The 17018-nt window shown below is 49.2% G+C and carries 8 protein-coding genes and 2 pseudogenes; 7 read left to right on the top strand and 3 right to left on the bottom strand.

Translation table 11 applies throughout. The features are described 5' to 3' along the window. The 4 genes and pseudogenes from tnpA to QUA97_RS06790 all read left to right on the top strand — a co-directional run. A partial coding sequence (tnpA, locus tag QUA97_RS06800; protein ID WP_333194056.1) for an IS200/IS605 family transposase occupies window positions 1–234 on the top strand: 234 nt, incomplete at its 5' end. A gap of 251 nt (window positions 235–485) precedes the next feature. Next, window positions 486–728 (top strand): annotated as a pseudogene (locus tag QUA97_RS28270) (RNA-guided endonuclease IscB); the annotation flags it as partial. A 183-nt stretch (window positions 729–911) separates the two neighbouring features. Continuing rightward, complete coding sequence (locus QUA97_RS06795; protein WP_333088822.1) at window positions 912–1445, top strand: chemotaxis protein CheW; 534 nt, start codon at window positions 912–914, stop codon at window positions 1443–1445. 135 nt (window positions 1446–1580) lie between these two features. Continuing rightward, window positions 1581–4673 (top strand): methyl-accepting chemotaxis protein, encoded by a 3093-nt coding sequence (locus tag QUA97_RS06790; RefSeq protein WP_333194054.1) that lies wholly within the window; start codon window positions 1581–1583, stop codon window positions 4671–4673. A 579-nt stretch (window positions 4674–5252) separates the two neighbouring features. On the opposite strand, the gene QUA97_RS06785 is transcribed toward QUA97_RS06790, so the two are convergent. Then, window positions 5253–5819 carry an RNA-guided endonuclease TnpB family protein gene (locus QUA97_RS06785; protein WP_194066950.1) on the bottom strand — a complete coding sequence of 189 codons (567 nt, stop codon included), beginning with the start codon at window positions 5817–5819 and terminating at the stop codon, window positions 5253–5255. Window positions 5820–6063: 244 nt separating this feature from the next. After that, window positions 6064–6360, bottom strand: a pseudogene (locus QUA97_RS06780) (helix-turn-helix domain-containing protein); the annotation flags it as partial. Between the two features lie 255 nt (window positions 6361–6615). Between QUA97_RS06780 and QUA97_RS06775 the strand changes: the two are divergent. The 3 genes from QUA97_RS06775 (at window position 6616) to QUA97_RS06765 (ending at window position 14234) form a co-directional block, all read left to right on the top strand. After that, entirely contained in the window at window positions 6616–11955 is a 5340-nt protein-coding gene (locus tag QUA97_RS06775; RefSeq protein WP_333194051.1) for a hybrid sensor histidine kinase/response regulator, read from the top strand. Between the two features lie 439 nt (window positions 11956–12394). Continuing rightward, a complete protein-coding gene (gene msrB, locus QUA97_RS06770; protein WP_333194049.1) occupies window positions 12395–12889 on the top strand; it encodes a peptide-methionine (R)-S-oxide reductase MsrB in 495 nt (164 codons plus the stop codon). Window positions 12890–13013: 124 nt separating this feature from the next. Further along, window positions 13014–14234 carry a Rid family detoxifying hydrolase gene (locus QUA97_RS06765; RefSeq protein WP_194066947.1) on the top strand — a complete coding sequence of 407 codons (1221 nt, stop codon included), beginning with the start codon at window positions 13014–13016 and terminating at the stop codon, window positions 14232–14234. Window positions 14235–14799: 565 nt separating this feature from the next. On the opposite strand, the gene QUA97_RS06760 is transcribed toward QUA97_RS06765, so the two are convergent. Then, window positions 14800–16953, bottom strand: a complete 2154-nt coding sequence (locus QUA97_RS06760; RefSeq protein ID WP_194066946.1) for a polyribonucleotide nucleotidyltransferase — start codon at window positions 16951–16953, stop codon at window positions 14800–14802. Window positions 16954–17018: the final 65 nt, after the last annotated feature.

Below are 17018 nucleotides of genomic sequence, written 5' to 3'. Positions count from 1 at the left end.
TTTAACGGTGAAGGCAATCACGTTCATGCGCTGATTGAGTATCCGCCTAAACTTTCTGTTTCTCAAATAGTGAATGCACTAAAAGGGGTGTCTAGCCGTCGATATGGGCAAGCCGGACACAAGAAACCACACAAGGAAGCTTTGTGGAGTCCCAGTTATTTCGCAGTTTCCGTAGGTGGTGCACCTCTAGAAGTCTTAAAGGAGTATATTAGGAATCAAGAAAAGCCGTCCTAAAAGGACGGGGCTTGTGTCCCATTTTCTTGGTCAAAAAAAAAGCTTGTCGTTGGTTGGTTTCATTCTGCGATGCCGAAAGTTTACCATTCCCCCAACCCCAAAAATCGGTAGGTAGGTATTAATGTAAGCGTTAAAACCTTCCTCACCGAAAACGCAATCGAAGAAAGCAAAGCCGAGGCGTCAAGCAATGACGCTTTTGATGGATAAAAACCGCTGTTTCCTTTGAACCAATTTGTCAGCCAATTAAGCCTAAAAAGCCCGATGTTCTCAAGCGGATTATCCCTCAACCAAAGCGTCTCCTGAAAAATGCAGCAGCAGTTAATTCAACTCGGTGGGCATTATTTAATCGGCTGAAAGAAACTGGATTGGGTGTTTCAACTGGTTCTGGTGGATTAACGAAGTTTAATCGGACTCGACCGGGATTCCCTAAATCTAACTGGATTGATGCTGCTGGCGTCGGTCAAATAGAGTCTTTAGAAGTGGTGAATAATCGATCGCGCCCTAAATTATTATTGAGAGCGCGCATTTATTGCCAAAAACGAACCGCAGGATAGCCATTCACCCCTTGGCTGTGTCAAGCTTGGCATTGTCAAGTTTTGACCGTCGAAGTTTCCACAGTGCCTTTTCAAGGTGCTAAACGTTAAAAATTTGCTAGAAATGCAGGTGTCAGAATTATGATTAGTGGCAGCTCAGACTTTATATTACCAGGACAAAGCATAGATCAGGCTCCGGAATTCCAAGAACTGGAAACTCCCGAAGGCGAGCTGCACCTGCGGTTCTACGTTCCTTCGGGGAACGAGTTCGCACTGCCGGCGATCGGGATTAGAGAGGTATTATCTCCCTCCCCAGACCGCATGACACCTATCCCTAACGTTTCTTCTCTGCTTTTAGGTACGCTAAACATGAGAGGACGAGTGATTTGGGTGGCGGATCTCGGTCAGTTTTTGGGAGACCAAACACCTCTCAACACAGACAGACCCGAAATCCCCATCGTGGCTGTGGAAGACCAAGACACGATTTTGGGACTCGCAGTCGATCGCATTGTGGGGATGGACTGGCTCGACGTAGAGCAACTGCACTCCCAAAACAATGCACCAGACGGCATGATTCCATTTCTGAGGGGAGAATGGATGTTAGGCCCACAAGCTCAAACAGTGCTGCGACTGCTAGATCAAGTGAAAATTCTGCGCTCGGCGCGGTGGGCAGCGTGAAATCGATTTTAGATTGGCGATTGGCGATAGGGGTCTAATCATTAACAGTCACAGGACTTGAGGCGCGCATCTAAACATTCAAGATAAAAATCTAAAATCTAAAATCTAAAATCTAAAATCAAAAGAGGGCGGCAAATGGCAACAAGTACCAACTTTCAGCAGGACTACCAACGGGCAGAAGCGGCCTACATGGAGGGCAACTATTCAGAAGCTGCGGCCCTAGTTTATCAATTAGTAGAAGATTTTCCCGAAGACCCCAGCGCTCGCCTGCTGTGCGGACACATCTACTGCTACGGACTGCAACAGTACGAGATAGCACGGGAACAGTACACGGTGGTGTTAGGTCTGAGCGACGACCCCAGTTTGGTCGAACACGCTCACAGCGGAATTACCTACACAGACCAATTTTTATCGGGAGAACTGCACACGGAAAATTTAGAGGCTCTGTCGGCTCAAACAGAATTGGAATTCTACCCAGACTTATCTGTTGATGAAGGCTTAGAAGACCCGGATCTTGGACTTTTTGGTGGAAATTCTGTCGCCGGGCAGCCCTATGTCGGTCAATTGGCAGACGATGACCTAGAAAACCTGGACTTGGCAGACTTGGGGATGAGCGGCTTGGAGTGGGAACCACAAGATGCCACGAGCACGGACAATCAAGAAGATTTAACCTCGCATTCTAACCCCTTTGGTAGCGATAGCGGCGGGATGGCTGCTTATGCTGATGCGTCGGAGCCGCTAGACATGGATCGGTTTGCCGATTCTGATTTTGAAGACCCTTTTGCCTTGGATGAGGGAGAGTTTGATGCTGGTGACTTGTCTGGGGACAAAGCGTCTGCTAAAAGCGCACCTTATTCAGGAGATGCGTTTTCAGAAGCTCCGACTCAACTCAACGGTCAAGGTTTCGCTTCTTCAGAAATCGAGAATTCTTTTGACTCCAACGACATCGACTCCCGCACCGGGCCCTCGGACAATTTTAGCGAACCTTTTGGTGCGCTAGATTTGCCAGACGAACTCGACGATTTCTCTGACTACGACTACCAAACCCCGCCGACAAGTGGCTCGGATCTCGGTCAAAATCTACCTCCTTCGGCGACAGCGGCAGACCCCTTTGCCGATCCGATACCCTCGGGTTTCGGGTCTTCTGGACCTCCAAACCAGCCGCATACTAACAACTCGGACTACTCGTCAAACTATTCGCTGGCGGAAGACGAAACGCTGCTGATGGGAGGTGCTGTCCCTAATTCTCACAGTCAAAGATCGAGCCAGGGACAATTTAATTCGGTCGATCGCTCTTCCTCTAACAACAACGGTTACGGCGACTCGGAGCCCCCGGCATTTGGTTCGATCGACAGCTTCGAGTTAGACGCTTTTGATGACGACGCTTTCAGCGATGCTTTTTCTTTCGACGACAGCGAGCAAGCGACAGCTTTCGGGGCGGGCAACGCTCCCAACAGCGACTGGTCGTCAAAAACTGGGAATTCTCCAGAAAACAGCGACTTTTTAGACGAATTTGACGAGTTTGACGATTTGGGCAATTTGCCGGACTTTGACATCTCAGAAGATGCCAGCAGTTCGATGCTGACTCGAGGTAACACCAATTTTGGCAACTCGACGAGCGGCATGATGGGCTCGACGGGCAGCCTGGACTTTGACAACAGCGACGGCTCGGCAATTCGAGACGACGAGATGTTTACCATTTCTGGCCCTGTTGGTGCGTCGGTGCCGAGTTTTGCTGCGACAGAATCTGAAGCGCTCGATACTTCGGTGACTGTAGAACAGGGGGGATTGGCTTTCTTGGAAAATGCCCCTTTGTTTACAAAACAGTTGTACACGGCGATCGGAGCCGGACTGGTTTCTCTGGTAGCTGTGGCTTTCGTTACTAACATTGCTTCCTATCAAGCTCTGCGGCAAGACAAGCCGGAGGCGATCGTATACCTGCGACAAACAGGCTGGGTAATGACTGCAGCAGCAGGTATTACCAGCTTTTTAACTTCTTGGGGCATCGGCCAGTTGATCGCCAAGCAGGTGCGTAAATCCTCGGACAATTTGCAAGCTCAGTTCGATGCTGTATCTCAAGGAACTTTGGACGCTCGCGCTACGATTTATTCGGAGGATGAGTTTGGCAGAATGGCTGCTAAATTCAACCACATGGCGAAGGTGATCCAAACCACGATTAGCGATACCAGGCGCAAGTCTGACGAGCAGGAACAGGCAAAGGAAGATTTGCAGCGCCAGGTGATTCGCTTGCTAGATGACGTGGAAGGAGCGGCGCGGGGCGATTTGACTGTGACTGCGGAAGTGACGGCAGACGTTTTGGGCGCTGTTGCTGACTCGTTTAACTTGACGATTCAAAATTTGCGGGAAATTGTCCATCAGGTGAAGCAGGCGGCTCGGGAGGTCAGCAAGGGCGCTACGGATAGTGCCAAGTTTGCGGGCGATTTGTCTTCTGACGCGCTGCGGCAGGCTGAGGAACAGGCGGCGACGCTCAATTCGGTGCAAGTCCTCACCGACGCGATTCAGCGGGTTGCAGAGAGCGCTAGGGAGGCGGAAGAAGTGGCCCGGGGCGCGGCGGCGACGGCTCTTAAAGGCGGCGAGGCTGTGGAACGGACGGTGGCCGGGATTTTGGACATTCGAGAAACGGTTGCAGAAACCACGCGAAAAGTCAAGCGGTTGGCAGAAGCTTCTCAAGAAATTTCTAAAATTGTGGCTCTGATTGCGACTATTGCTTCCCGGACGAATTTGTTGGCTCTTAACGCTAGTATCGAGGCGGCAAGGGCTGGGGAAGCTGGGAGGGGTTTTGCGATCGTGGCGGATGAGGTGCGACAGTTGGCGGATCGATCGGCTAAGTCTTTGAAGGAAATTGAGCAGATCGTGATGCAAATTCAAAGCGAAACCGGCGCGGTGATGATGGCGATGGAAGAAGGGACGCAGCAGGTTATTGAGGGGACAAAGTTGGCCGAGCAGGCGAAGCGATCGCTTGAAGATATTATTCAGGTAACTAATCGAATTGATGTGTTGGTGCGATCGATTACGGCGGACACTGTAGAACAGAATGAAACAGCTCGCTCGGTCGCCAGTGTGATGCAGGCAGTGGAATTAACCGCTCAGGAAACATCCCACGAAGCGCAGCGAGTTTCCGGTGCTTTGCAAAATTTGGTAGGCGTGGCTCGCGACCTTTTGACATCGGTGGAAAGGTTCCGAGTAGAAACGGCGGAAAGACAATAATTGATTGTTTGATGCTTTTTTTACTTGCTAATTTATCAGCAGGTTTCTGTGGAAACAATAAATGACAAAAAGTAACCTCGCAGCCTTAAAACTGCTGCGGGGATACCTATCCAGCACCTAAATAAACTAGGAGTTGTACAAATGGACGATAACATAGTAGAGGTGATCTCTAGCATTTTTGGTGAAATTCAGGGGACTGGCTGTATTATCTCTACTCTTTCAAAAAATAGCAGGGGCTATGCCAAGAAAAAACTTAAAGTTGAGGGTGAATGGAAACGCTTACAATACACCGTTTAGTATTAGCGAATAGCTTGGATCGTCCGATTAGATCAGAATACTTCTGTCGCCATAGTGGGGATGTCCGTAACTGCATTAATTCCAATCATTTATGGGAAGCTTCTCGATTAGGAAAATCTCAATATAGGTTTAAAAAATGACGAATTAAAGATGTAAGAAGCACATCTACACCTCAACATCAAAAACTACCGCGAGGCATAGAAATAATTCCTGGTATTCGGACTCAAATACAGCAAAATGGCTGCATGATTTGTATCTTGGGTGAAGTACCCACACCAACCGCTAGCCGGTATGGTGTATGTGTCCCAATTCATCGGCAACAGCCTGGGAAGTAGTAGACTTACGCCCATACTTCTTTGGTCTTACATTGCCTCCAAGGGCAGTAGCGCTGCTTCCCAACGCCAATATCCGCAAGCCTTCATTTCTGATATGAATCGCCGCATCGATCTCTCTATCATGACGCTGATTGCAGTGAGGGCAATCAAACATCCTGACAGATAAATCCATCTTCGGCACTCGCTGCAAAGTGTTTGAACACAGGTGAGACGAGGGAAAGAAACGATCTACTTCCATGTAGATTTTCCCCTCTGACTCTGCCTTATACTTAAGCATGGTGCAAAACTTCCCCCAGCTAACATCGCTGATGGCTTTGGCTACCTTATAGTTTTTGATCCTGTTCTTGACAGCGAGATTTTCCACCATGACAACTTGGTTTTCGTTGACTATCTTGCGGGATAGTTTGTGGAGGTAATCTTGTTTCAATCTGGAGATTTTGGAATGCACCTTGGCAAGCGCTTTCTTTGCCTTGCGACGCTGGTTTGTCGTCTGATCCTTTTTGCGGGTTGACACTCTCGGGCGTGAACGCGCGGGGCTTCTTGGTTCACTGACACACCTTTAAACTATCCATCCTTTCGGCAATATTTCAACCAAAAACCCGTCCGATTGAACGAAGTTGCGAGTCTAATTTGAATAGCCACAGAGGGCTTATCTCCCCAAGCGTTAAGGAATCACTTCCCAGGTTCCCGTATCCCCTTGTACATCTAACTACTAAGTTTTTGAGTTTTCGGGTATGGGTACGCGGTGGCTATCCTAGCTATGTTTTTGTGCTGTTCGCTACCCACGAGATATTATTGTTTTCTAGCCAGTCGTTTTGGATTCTCGCCCATTTGTGAAGCGCGGTTATTCTACCTGTATCTATCTCTAGTATAGTAGACTTATGGAAAATACTGTTAAGCCTGAAAAAGTTTTCCAGTATTAAAAGCCGTCCTAAAAGGCTTGCCCTGAGCTTGCCGAAGGGACGGGGTTTTAAACCCAGTTTTCTGATAATGTTGAGAGACTGGTTCCAGACCCAACGCACACAACCAAAAGCCTGAGAAAGATGTTCTTGCTGGGCTTGAGTTGGCTAAATTCGGACTTTGACAGCTTTCAATATTGGTCGTTAGAGTGCTTGGTCGTTATTTAATCTAACAGAATATTTACGCAGTGTGCAGATATTTTCCGGTTGCGAAGCAAAATGGTCAACATCCCAACCTCGATCAACCAGGCTTTCATCCCACCCCAAATTAAAAATTATGAAGTGGGGATTCACGCGCCCGCTAGCTAAAATAGACCCAATACAATAACGATTAAAATCAGGAATAAAACTATGCTGCCAGAACAACAACAGAGGATAATGGGCTATTTTATTGAGGAGGCAAAAGACCATCTCAATACGATCGAACAAGGTTTGCTGAATCTGCAGGCGACGATCGAAGACCCAGAACTGGTTAACGAAGTATTTAGGGCCGCTCACTCTGTTAAGGGAGGTGCGGCAATGCTGGGGCTGACGAGCATTCAGCAAACATCTCACCGATTAGAGGATAGTTTTAAGGTTTTAAAAGAGTGCAGCGTTAAGGTAGACCAACAGCTAGAATCTCTGTTCCTGCGAATTTTTGATACGTTGCAAGGGTTGTTGGAGCAACTTTCGGGGCCTTTTGGGCTGACGGAAGAGATGGGCGAACAGATGGTTCGAGAGTTGGAGCCGGTGTTTGATGAACTCAACGGACATTTGGGGGGACTTGTCGGACACTCGGGACGGGATGTAGATCAGAGCAGTCCGCTGTCGTTACCTCAACCGGTTCTGGCTGGGATGGGGGCGGGGGCGTTTGGCTCAAAGAGGGGTATGGCGGGTTCGGGGGCGGTTTACGACTTTGATTCGACAGAAACAGAAGACAGTGCGCTGCATTTGGTGTTTGACTCGGATGTGCCCGCGAGGATGCGGGAAATGCTGCAGGAGTTCAAACAGCCGGAGGGGAATGAAAGCAGGCGGCAGCTCAAGAATATTTGTCGGAATTTGAGAATGGCGGGGGAGGAATTTGAGCTTCCCGGCTGGATCGAGTTGATGGCTGTGGTATCTGAGGCGATCGCCAATCCAGAAAATACTTACCGGATTTTGGCTCCCACTGTGATTAAGGATATCAAACAAGCGCAGGAGTTGGTGCTTTCGGGATTGTCTGAGTCGATCGCGCCTAGCGAAAAACTTCTGTCGCTGATGCCCGAGGCTCGGGTTCCCGAAACCGATTTTGAGGATTTGCTGGCCTTCGCTCAACCGAGTAGTGCCGGCGGAAATTGGATCTCTGCTGAAGATGCCGCTTGGAAGCGGGCTGGGTTAGGCGATTCTGGTTCGGACGAACAATTACTACCGACGGTTTCTGGGTTGAATATAGATGAGTTGTTCGATCAATTGGATACTACCGAAGGCAATGATGTCAGTGAGGGTCGATCGCTGCAGTTCGATGATTTTCAAGGGTTCCTAGAGTCAGATATAGAGACTGATTCTTTGAGAATTTCTGCTCGCAGCGGCCCTGAAGTGGGGGTGGCGGAACTCAATACTTTGGCTGATTTGTTTAATGGCGAGTCTCCAGATCTTGAGGGTGCTTGGGAAGAAGAAGAAGATTTGGATTACGCGCACTCGAATGGGATCGCAGTAGAGGGACTGCTGGGGTCGGATGATGATGATGATGATGACAATTCGGGCGATTTTACTGATTTGTTGTTTGATGAACAGACTGTGGAAGATTTGGAAGTTGATACCGAAAATCTGATGGACGATCTTAACAGTTTGTTTGGGGAAGATTTGATGTCGGCCGAGTCTGACGGTTCTGGAGTCGCTGCGGGTGAGGAAAATGCAGATTTGAGGCAGGGGCTGGCTTCCAAGCAGTTTGCAGCAAGTGGAGAAAGCGGTTTGGGTCAGCGGAAGCAGAGGGCCCAGAAAGCTGGGGCGCTGGCAGATGAGGATGCTTTGGGTACGTTTTTGGATGAGGTGGCTGCTCAATCTTCTCTGGATGTTACCGGGGACACTGATTTGGATGATTTGTTTGGTAATTTGGGTGTTTCCGAGGAGGCGGGCTTGGTTGCGATATCGAACGGGGATGCTTTTGATGCTGAGGTTTTTGATGCTGGGTCGGTCGAGTCTGCTGTCGGCGGTGACGATGATTCGGGGAATGCTGAAACGTTTGGTCTAGTTTCTTCTCTGGATGATTTTGATGTTCTGGCTTCGGGGGCTTCGGATTCCGATTTGACAGATTTGTTGAGTATCAGTTCTGGTTATTTGGCTTCTGAAGGCGAAGGTGGAGACAGTGAGGACGATCAATTTATGAGCAATGCAGCCGTACCGCAAAATGAAAACGTTGAGAGTGTTCTGGATCTAACTTCAAGTTCTGATTTAGATGTTTCTGAGGATGGAAATTGGCTGGAAGATGTTTTCGGTGTGGATGATGAATCTTTGCAGCCGGCAAGCTTAGATATGGGCGATACGGATTTGGATGCGCTGTTTGGTTCGATTGAGGAAGACTTGATTTCTGGGGATGATGATGGGCTCGATCGCTCTGCTGGGACGGTTACTTCCCAGGAGGCGGCGGATTTGGCAGATCTGTTTGGTTCGGTACCTACGGGTACTGAGTATGACGGGGAGGCTTCGGGGTTGGTTGGCGAAGAATTGCAGAGTTTGGATGAAGATGCAGAATTGCTGAGTGGGGATGGGGAAGCTTCCTCTAGTAATGGGGCGATCGAGTTTTTCGACGCTGCAGTGGCCCAGGACGATCGGGATTTGGCCGATTTGGCAGAGGTTGATTTTGAGGCGATGTCGGATAATTTCCCTCAAAATGTTTCAAGTTTGGAGCCTAATGGGGATAGCACTTTTGATTTGTTGGAGGATATGTTTGGCGAGCAGCTTTTGAACCCGGCGGATGCTGGTTTGTCCGTCGCAGATGAGGATGCTGCTTTAGATTTACAGGAGTTGTCGGCCGGGCCGGCGGATGGTTTGTTGGATGCTACGGATGCAGATTTGTTTGCTCTACCTGAAACTTTCGCAGATGAAGAGTCTGGCGGTGGGGATGATTTGTTTGAGGCTCTGGAAAGGGATTTTGGGGGTACGGATTTTGAGCCTCTGTCGCCAGATTATGTCTCGGCTATGTTTGATGGCGATGATGATTTGCTGGCGGCTTTGGAAACTGGGGCGACTCTGAATACTCAGGAGTTGGAGGGTTTTGATGATTTGTTGGATTCGATCGATGCAGGGCCTTTGGTGACTTCGGAACTGATGTCTGGGTTGTGGGATGCTGAGGACGAATCGGATATTGTGGATGCCTCGGATTTGGAAGACGGCTCGCTGGCGGACTTTTTTGGCGGTGATGAATCCGACGACGGTGAGGATGATGAAGACAATTTTGATGATTTAGAAGCGCTGTTGATTGCAGGGGGTGCTACGGCTGCAGCTTCAGCATCTGGGGGGACAAATTCGAGTCCGGTCAACACGGAGGTGTTCTCGGATCTTGAGGAACTGCTCAGCGAGAGTGCAACACTTGCAGAAATTCCCGATTCCTTGGCAAGTTCTGCAAGTGTTGCTCCGTCCAATTCCCATCAAGCCAGCGATGACGAGTTTGGCGATTTGGAAAAATTGCTGGAAGATTCCAAGGACGGGGGCGGCCGCCAAGGGGAAGGCAATATTGTGCCGTCGGCGATTAACAGACCCAGACGTACTGCTCGGGCTGGCGGGTTCGGCGACCACACGATGCGGGTGCCGGTGAAGCAACTGGACAACCTCAGCAATTTGATGGGGGAACTGGTGGTCAACCGCAACAGTTTGGAGCAGGATCAAGAACGGATGCGGCAGTTTTTGGACAATTTGCTGCACCAGGTGACGCTGCTGAGCGATGTGAGCCAGCGGACTCAGGATTTCTACGAGCGGAGTCTTTTGGAGATTGCTTTGCTAGCAAACCGTCAGGGACACCGAGCTTCCTCGTCGCCTTGGCGCTCGGAGGAGGTTGCTAACCACCGGGAAACTGCCTGGAAACCGGAGGAAATGGACAGGTTTACTCCTTTCCACAGTTTGGCTCAGGAGATTATTGAGCTGATCGTGCGGGTGCGGGAGTCGGCGGCGGACATTGAGTTTTTGGTGGATGAGGCGGATCAGGTGACTCGCCAATTGCGACAAGTCACGACTCAGTTGCAGGAAGGTTTGACTCGGGCCCGGATGAAGCCGTTTGCTGAGACGACGGACAGGTTGTTCCGGGCGGTGCGAGAAATTGCGATTAAGTGCGGTAAGCAAGCTCAGTTGCAGGTTGAGGGTAAGGATATTTTGATCGACAAGATGATTGTGGATCAGCTTTATGACCCGATGACTCATTTGGTGAACAATGCGATTACTCACGGGATTGAGCCGCCGGAGGTGCGTTTGGCGGCGGGGAAACCGGGGGTGGGCAGGATTACGATTCGGGCTTTTCACCAAGGAAATCAAACGGTGATTTCGGTTTCTGATGATGGGGCGGGAATTGACCCGCAAAAGGTTAAGGCTAAGGCGATTAAGCAGGGTTTGTTGACGGCTGCTCAGGCTCAGAGGATGTCTCGCTCGGAGGTGTACGATTTGCTGTTTATGCCTGGTTTTAGCACTCAGGAACAGGCGACGGAGTATGCCGGCCGCGGGGTTGGGATGGATGTGGTGCGGACTTCTTTGCAGGAGATTCGAGGGGTTGTGGCGATCGATTCGACGATCGGCAAGGGGACTGTATTCACCATCCGTTTACCTCTGGTTTTGAGTATTTCTAAGGCTCTGACTTGCATTAGCGATCGAGCTCGGATTGCTTTCCCGATGGATGGGGTGGAGGACATGATCGATGTGCCCCGCGATCAGGTGACGACGGGGGCGGATGGTTTACCCTGCATTGAGTGGCGGGGTTCGATTTTGCCGTTCCGGCCGCTGCGGGATTTGCTGGCTTACAACCGCCATTTGGGCCGGGGCAGTGTTTACGGGTTTAATACTGACGATGACATGATTTCGGTGATCGTGCTGCGGTCGGGTGGCAATTTCTTGGCGGTGCAGGTGGATCAGGTTTCGACTGAACAGGAAATTGTGATCAAGCAGTTGGAGGGGCCGGTGCCGAAGCCGATCGGGATTGCGGGTGCTACGGTGCTCGGGGATGGTCGGATTGTGGCGATTGCGGACGTTCTAGAGTTAATCGATTTGGCTACCGGCAGGCTGCAGAAGGAAGCTGGCGGTACGCTTTGGGATGAGAGCGATCGCGCGGCTGCGGAGGCGGAGGTTGAGAAGACTGAGCCTACTGTGCTGATTGTGGATGATTCGATTACGGTGCGATCGCTCTTGTCGATTACTTTTGAGAAGGCGGGCTACCGGGTTGAGGAGGCTCGCGACGGTAAGGAGGCTTGGGAAAAGATGAAGTCTGGCCTGCCTTGCGATATCGTGTTTTGCGATATTGAGATGCCGCGCATGGACGGTTTGGAGCTGCTTTCTCGGATGCAGAAAGATACGGTTTTGTGCGAGTTGCCGATCGCGATGTTGACTTCTCGCGGTGCTGACAGACACCGCCAAATGGCTTACGGTTTGGGCGCGAAGGGCTATTTCACCAAGCCTTATTTGGAGGAACAGTTGCTTGATGCTGCTTCTCGGATGTTGAAGGGTGAAGTTGTCGGTGCTCCGGCTGTTGTCTAAGTTAGGTATTTTTTGAAGGAGTATGAGTTCTGTGAGGGCTAAAGTCTTCGCAGGACTTTTGTGCGATCGGGTTAATTAAATGTCATACTTGTAGGGTAATATCAGATTTTTTTAACCACAGAGAGCGCAGAGGGCACAGAGAGAGAAGATAGAGATGAATAATTACGATACAATCGGAATTGTTTAAACAGTTAATAGTTAACATCACATGATGCTGCAATTGAAATTGATATTGCGTCCAATAACAGGCAATTGAAAAAGTTACAAATCAAGCATAAAGTTTTGAACGCGATCTCAAATCCGGTAGCATCGTCCTGTACTCTAATCTCTATTCTCGGACTCTGTGTCCTCTGTGTTCTCTGCGGTTAAAACACCTGACGACGCAACCGTAAACGATATGACTGGTGGTTTAGATTAATTAGTAAGTGAGTGATAGATTATGAAAAAACGATTATTTTTGAAAGCGGGTCTAGCCACAGTCAGCATGGCATGGTTGTCGTCTTGTTTGCCTGGGAAGTCAGATGTTATGGCTGCTTCTAAGGGTGTTTTTGAAGTTACTAAAACTGAGGAAGAGTGGCGCAAAATTTTGACTCCGGCACAGTTTGATGTGTTGCGAAAACACGGCACTGAACGCTCTCATACTAGCATTCTGGATAAGCAATATGGGAAGGGGATTTATGCGTGTGCTGCGTGTGATTTGCCAGTTTTTTCGTCGAAAACCAAATTTGATAGCGGTACTGGTTGGCCAAGTTTTTATGAACCGATCAAAGGGGCGATCGGCACATCGGTGGATAATTCGCTGTTTGGGACTAGAATTGAGGTGCATTGCCGTCGCTGCGGGGGGCATTTGGGTCACGTATTTGATGATGGCCCTGCACCTACTGGGAAACGCTACTGCATGAATGGTGTGGCTATGAAGTTTATTGCTGCCTGACGTTCTTTGACGGGTCATTTTGTGGTATGGAATCCGATAATCATCCATCCGCAAAACCGCTAGTGCAGGCGGATTCGCGCGGATGGTATAGTGATTTTTGGGACGTAAGGGCGATCGACTATTTATGGATGCTAAAGAACTTTTAGAAAGATACGCTAAAGGCGAACGGAACTTTAAGGGAGCAGAGTTAAGTGGGGTAAACCTCAAAGGTGCAGACTTGAGAGGGATAGAATTACTGAATGCCAATCTGTCGGGAGCTGATTTGAGTGAGGCAATCTTGACCAAGGCAAACCTTCACAATATAAATCTGAGTAAGGCAAAGCTGACAGCAGCAAATTTGAGTGGGGCACAGGGAAATTCACAAAATATGATTTCGGCAAACCTTAGCGGTGCTAACTTAAGCGGAGCGTGCTTCAATCATTCCAAATTCTGGGATGCTAACTTAAACCAGGCAAACCTTAGCGGTGCTAACTTGAGTAGTGCAAATTTAACTAGAACTTCATTGATTGAGGCAAATCTCAGTAAAGCCACCCTAAGTAGTGCAATCTTGACCCAAGCCGACTTGACTAAAGCTGATTTAAGTCGGGCAGACCTAACTGGTGTGACGCTTCAAAGCGCAAATTTACAGGGAGCTAAACTCCAGTTAACTAAGCTCTCTAAATCTAACTTATCATGGGTGAATTTGGATAAAGCTTATCTGGTTGGAGCTGATATTCAAGGGACAAATCTAAAAAAATCCAGCCTGCAAGGTGCAAGTCTGGAAGCAGCCAATCTGCAAGGTGCAAACTTGATTAAAGCAAACCTGGATGGAGCAAACCTGAAACAAGCAGAATTGACAGATGCAAACATTTATGCAGTAAGTATTGAGAATGCAGACTTCACGGGTGCGATCATGCCTGATGGAGAAATTTACAATCAAGAAACATCCGAAAAATTATCCCAAAAAGTGACATCTATGACGCGCAAAATTATTCGTACTGACAAAGCACCGGCACCCGTGGGCCCTTACAATCAAGCGATCGCCGCTACGGGCACTATGCTGTTTGTAGCAGGTCAAATTGCGATCGACACTAGACTAAACGATATCGTCTACACCGACGATGTGGCCAAACAAACCCAACAAGTTATGGCAAATCTCGAAGCCATTCTCACAGAAGCCGGCGCTACTTGGTTGGATGTGGTAAAAACTACGGTTTTCCTCAAAGATATGAATGATTTTGCCGCTGTGAATGCGGTTTATGCGAAATATTTTGATGCGGAAACAGCACCGGCGCGCGCTTGTGTGGAGGTGGCGCGTTTGCCGAAGGATGTGTTAGTAGAGATTGACTGTATTGCGGTTATTTGATTTAAGATCAATTCCGGTGGCACTGGAATCACAGGCAATGTCGGACACGGCAATGCCGTTTCCCTACCCCAAAACGATCGATCTTCCTCGATGAAAGACGTAATCATCCCCCGATTAATTGTAGGGAATCGGCACTGCCGTGTCCTGACTGTGGGTAATATCTTTATATTTTCTTCAGTCCGCTAGGAGTGGACTTCGTTTGTGTAGTTGCGGTTTCAACCGCGGAATGATAAAAGAAATAACTTTATATTTGATTGAGTCCGCTAGGAGTGAACTTAATTTATGTAGTTGCGGTTTCAACCGCCGAGGGTAAAGTGCGCGAATGTATTAACTTCTACAGCCGTTAGCGCAGCCCGCCCCTACGGGGGCTACGCCAACGAAGAGGATCGCACAAACTCGATCTGGATCTGTCGCGCACTCTACTCCCAAATCAATCTGAAACAATCAGATTTAATCTCAATTACCAGTTAGGAATTAGCAATTACCAATTAGCAATTACCAATTACCAATTACCAATTACCAACTGTCAACTGTCAACTGTCAACCGTCAACTGTCAACCGTCAACTATTTATTCAACGCTTCGCGGGCGGCTGCCGCTTCGTCGGGATGAATGTTCAAACGGGTCAAGTTAATCCGACCTTTATTGTCAATTTCTCGCACTTTGACAATCACTTCATCATTCACAGCTAACTCGTCTTCCACTTTCCCGACGCGGTAGTCCGCTAACTGGGAAATGTGAATCATTCCTTCTTTTCCAGGCAGAATTTCTACAAAAGCGCCGATCGGAATAATTCGAGTTACGCGGCCGACATACACGTCTCCAGCATTCAACTTCCGCGTCATGCCTTGGACAATATTGTAAGCCCGCTGAGCTTTCTCGCTGTCGTTACCGGCAATTGTCACGGTTCCGTCGTCTTCGATGTCAATCTTGACACCGGTTTCTTCGGTGATGGCTTTGATTGTTTTGCCACCTGGCCCAATTACCAAACCGATAAATTCAGGATCGATTTTCAGGGTTAACAAACGCGGCGCAAACGGCGACATTTCCTTGCGGGGAGCGTCGATGGTTGCTAGCATTCTTTCTAAAATGTGCAGTCTGGCGGGTTTTGCTTGGCGGATGGCGGTGGCTATGACATCTAAGGGCAAACCTTTGATTTTCATGTCCATTTGCAAAGCGGTAATTCCGGTGTCGGTACCGGCTACTTTGAAGTCCATGTCGCCTAAGAAGTCTTCAATTGCTTGAATGTCTGTCAAAATTCGGACTTCATCGCCTTCTTTGATTAATCCCATTGCCGCGCCGCTGACTGGTTGGGAAAGGGGAACGCCTGCATCCATTAATGCTAGTGTCGATCCGCACACTGAACCCATTGATGTTGAACCGTCGGAAGAAAGGATTTCGGAGACTACGCGAATTACGTAGGGGAAATCTTCTTTTGATGGCAAAACTGGGACTAGGGCGCGTTCTGCGAGGGCTCCGTGACCGATTTCTCGGCGTCCGGGCGATCGCATCGGTTTAGTTTCTCCGACGGAAAACGGCGGGAAATTGTAGTGATGCAAGTAGCGTTTGTCTTGCTGCGGGTGCAAGTCGTCTCCTAAGTCTTGGGCGTCGCCGGGGGTTCCCAGGGTAGCTGTGGACAAGACTTGGGTTAACCCGCGATTGAACAGCGCACAGCCGTGTACTCGCGACGGCAGCACCCCTACGCGACAAGAAACGGAACGCACCTCGTCTAGCTTGCGGCCGTCTACACGGACGCCATCTTCGATGATTTGCTTCCGCATCATTTTTTTGGTAACGTCTTTGAAAACGTTGCCAATTGTTTTGCTGTTGGCGCCTGCAGCTACTTTGATCGGATCGTCTTCGGCGAGTGCGGCGATCGCAGCTTCTACTTCATTGGCTTTCACTTCGTCTAAAGCGGCATTCCGTACTGTTTTGTCTTTTTCAAATCTTGACAAAATGATGCGGATTGGTTCTTGGGCGCGATCGCGAATAAAGTTTTCCAAGGCCATATCTGGCGATGGTCTTTCCTCTACCACCAAATCGATGCCCAATTCTGCCATAATTTCGCGCTGGGCTTGAATCAAGTCGCAGGCTGCTTCGTAGCCGAAGTCGATCGCCTCGATGATATCCTGTTCCGGCAATTGGTTGGCGCTGGCTTCCACCATGATTACTCCGTCTGGAGAACCGGCTACCACGAGATCCAACTCGCCTTCTTTGATTTCGCTGTAGGTTGGGTTGATGATGAAATCGTCCCCTACCAAACCAACTCGCACCGCAGCCATCGGCCCGTAAAACGGCATTTTCGCCAGCAGGATCGCTACTGAAGCGCCCGTTACCGCCAAAACGTCTGGCGGTACTTGTTCGTCCATCGACAGGGTTGTGGCTACGACTTGGATGTCATCTCGCAGCCAGCTTGGGAATAGCGGGCGCAGCGGGCGATCGATCAAACGCCCAGTCAAAGTCACTTTTTCTGGGGGACGCCCTTCCCGGCGCAAAAATCCACCGGGAATTTTACCGCCTGCGTACAGTCTCTCTTCGTAATCCACCAACAGGGGCAGGAAATCAATTCCTTCTCTCCCCTGCGATCGAGTCGCCGTCACTAAAACGGCCGTGTCACCCGACTGAATCAAAACCGCACCGCCTGCTTGAGGCGCTAGTAAACCAATCTTCAGTCTAATATCCCTTCCATCGAAGGATATTGACTTGTCTATCTCTACCATGTAGGACTGCTTCCTTATCTACCACATTCTTTCTCTGTCGGGATCGTAACACTACCACAGGATGT

It is taken from the genome of Microcoleus sp. CZ3-B2 (assembly GCF_036705055.1).
Taxonomy (GTDB): domain Bacteria; phylum Cyanobacteriota; class Cyanobacteriia; order Cyanobacteriales; family Microcoleaceae; genus Microcoleus.
Note: the sequence above shows the minus strand (reverse complement) of the source record. Positions and strands in the feature narration are given on the sequence as shown.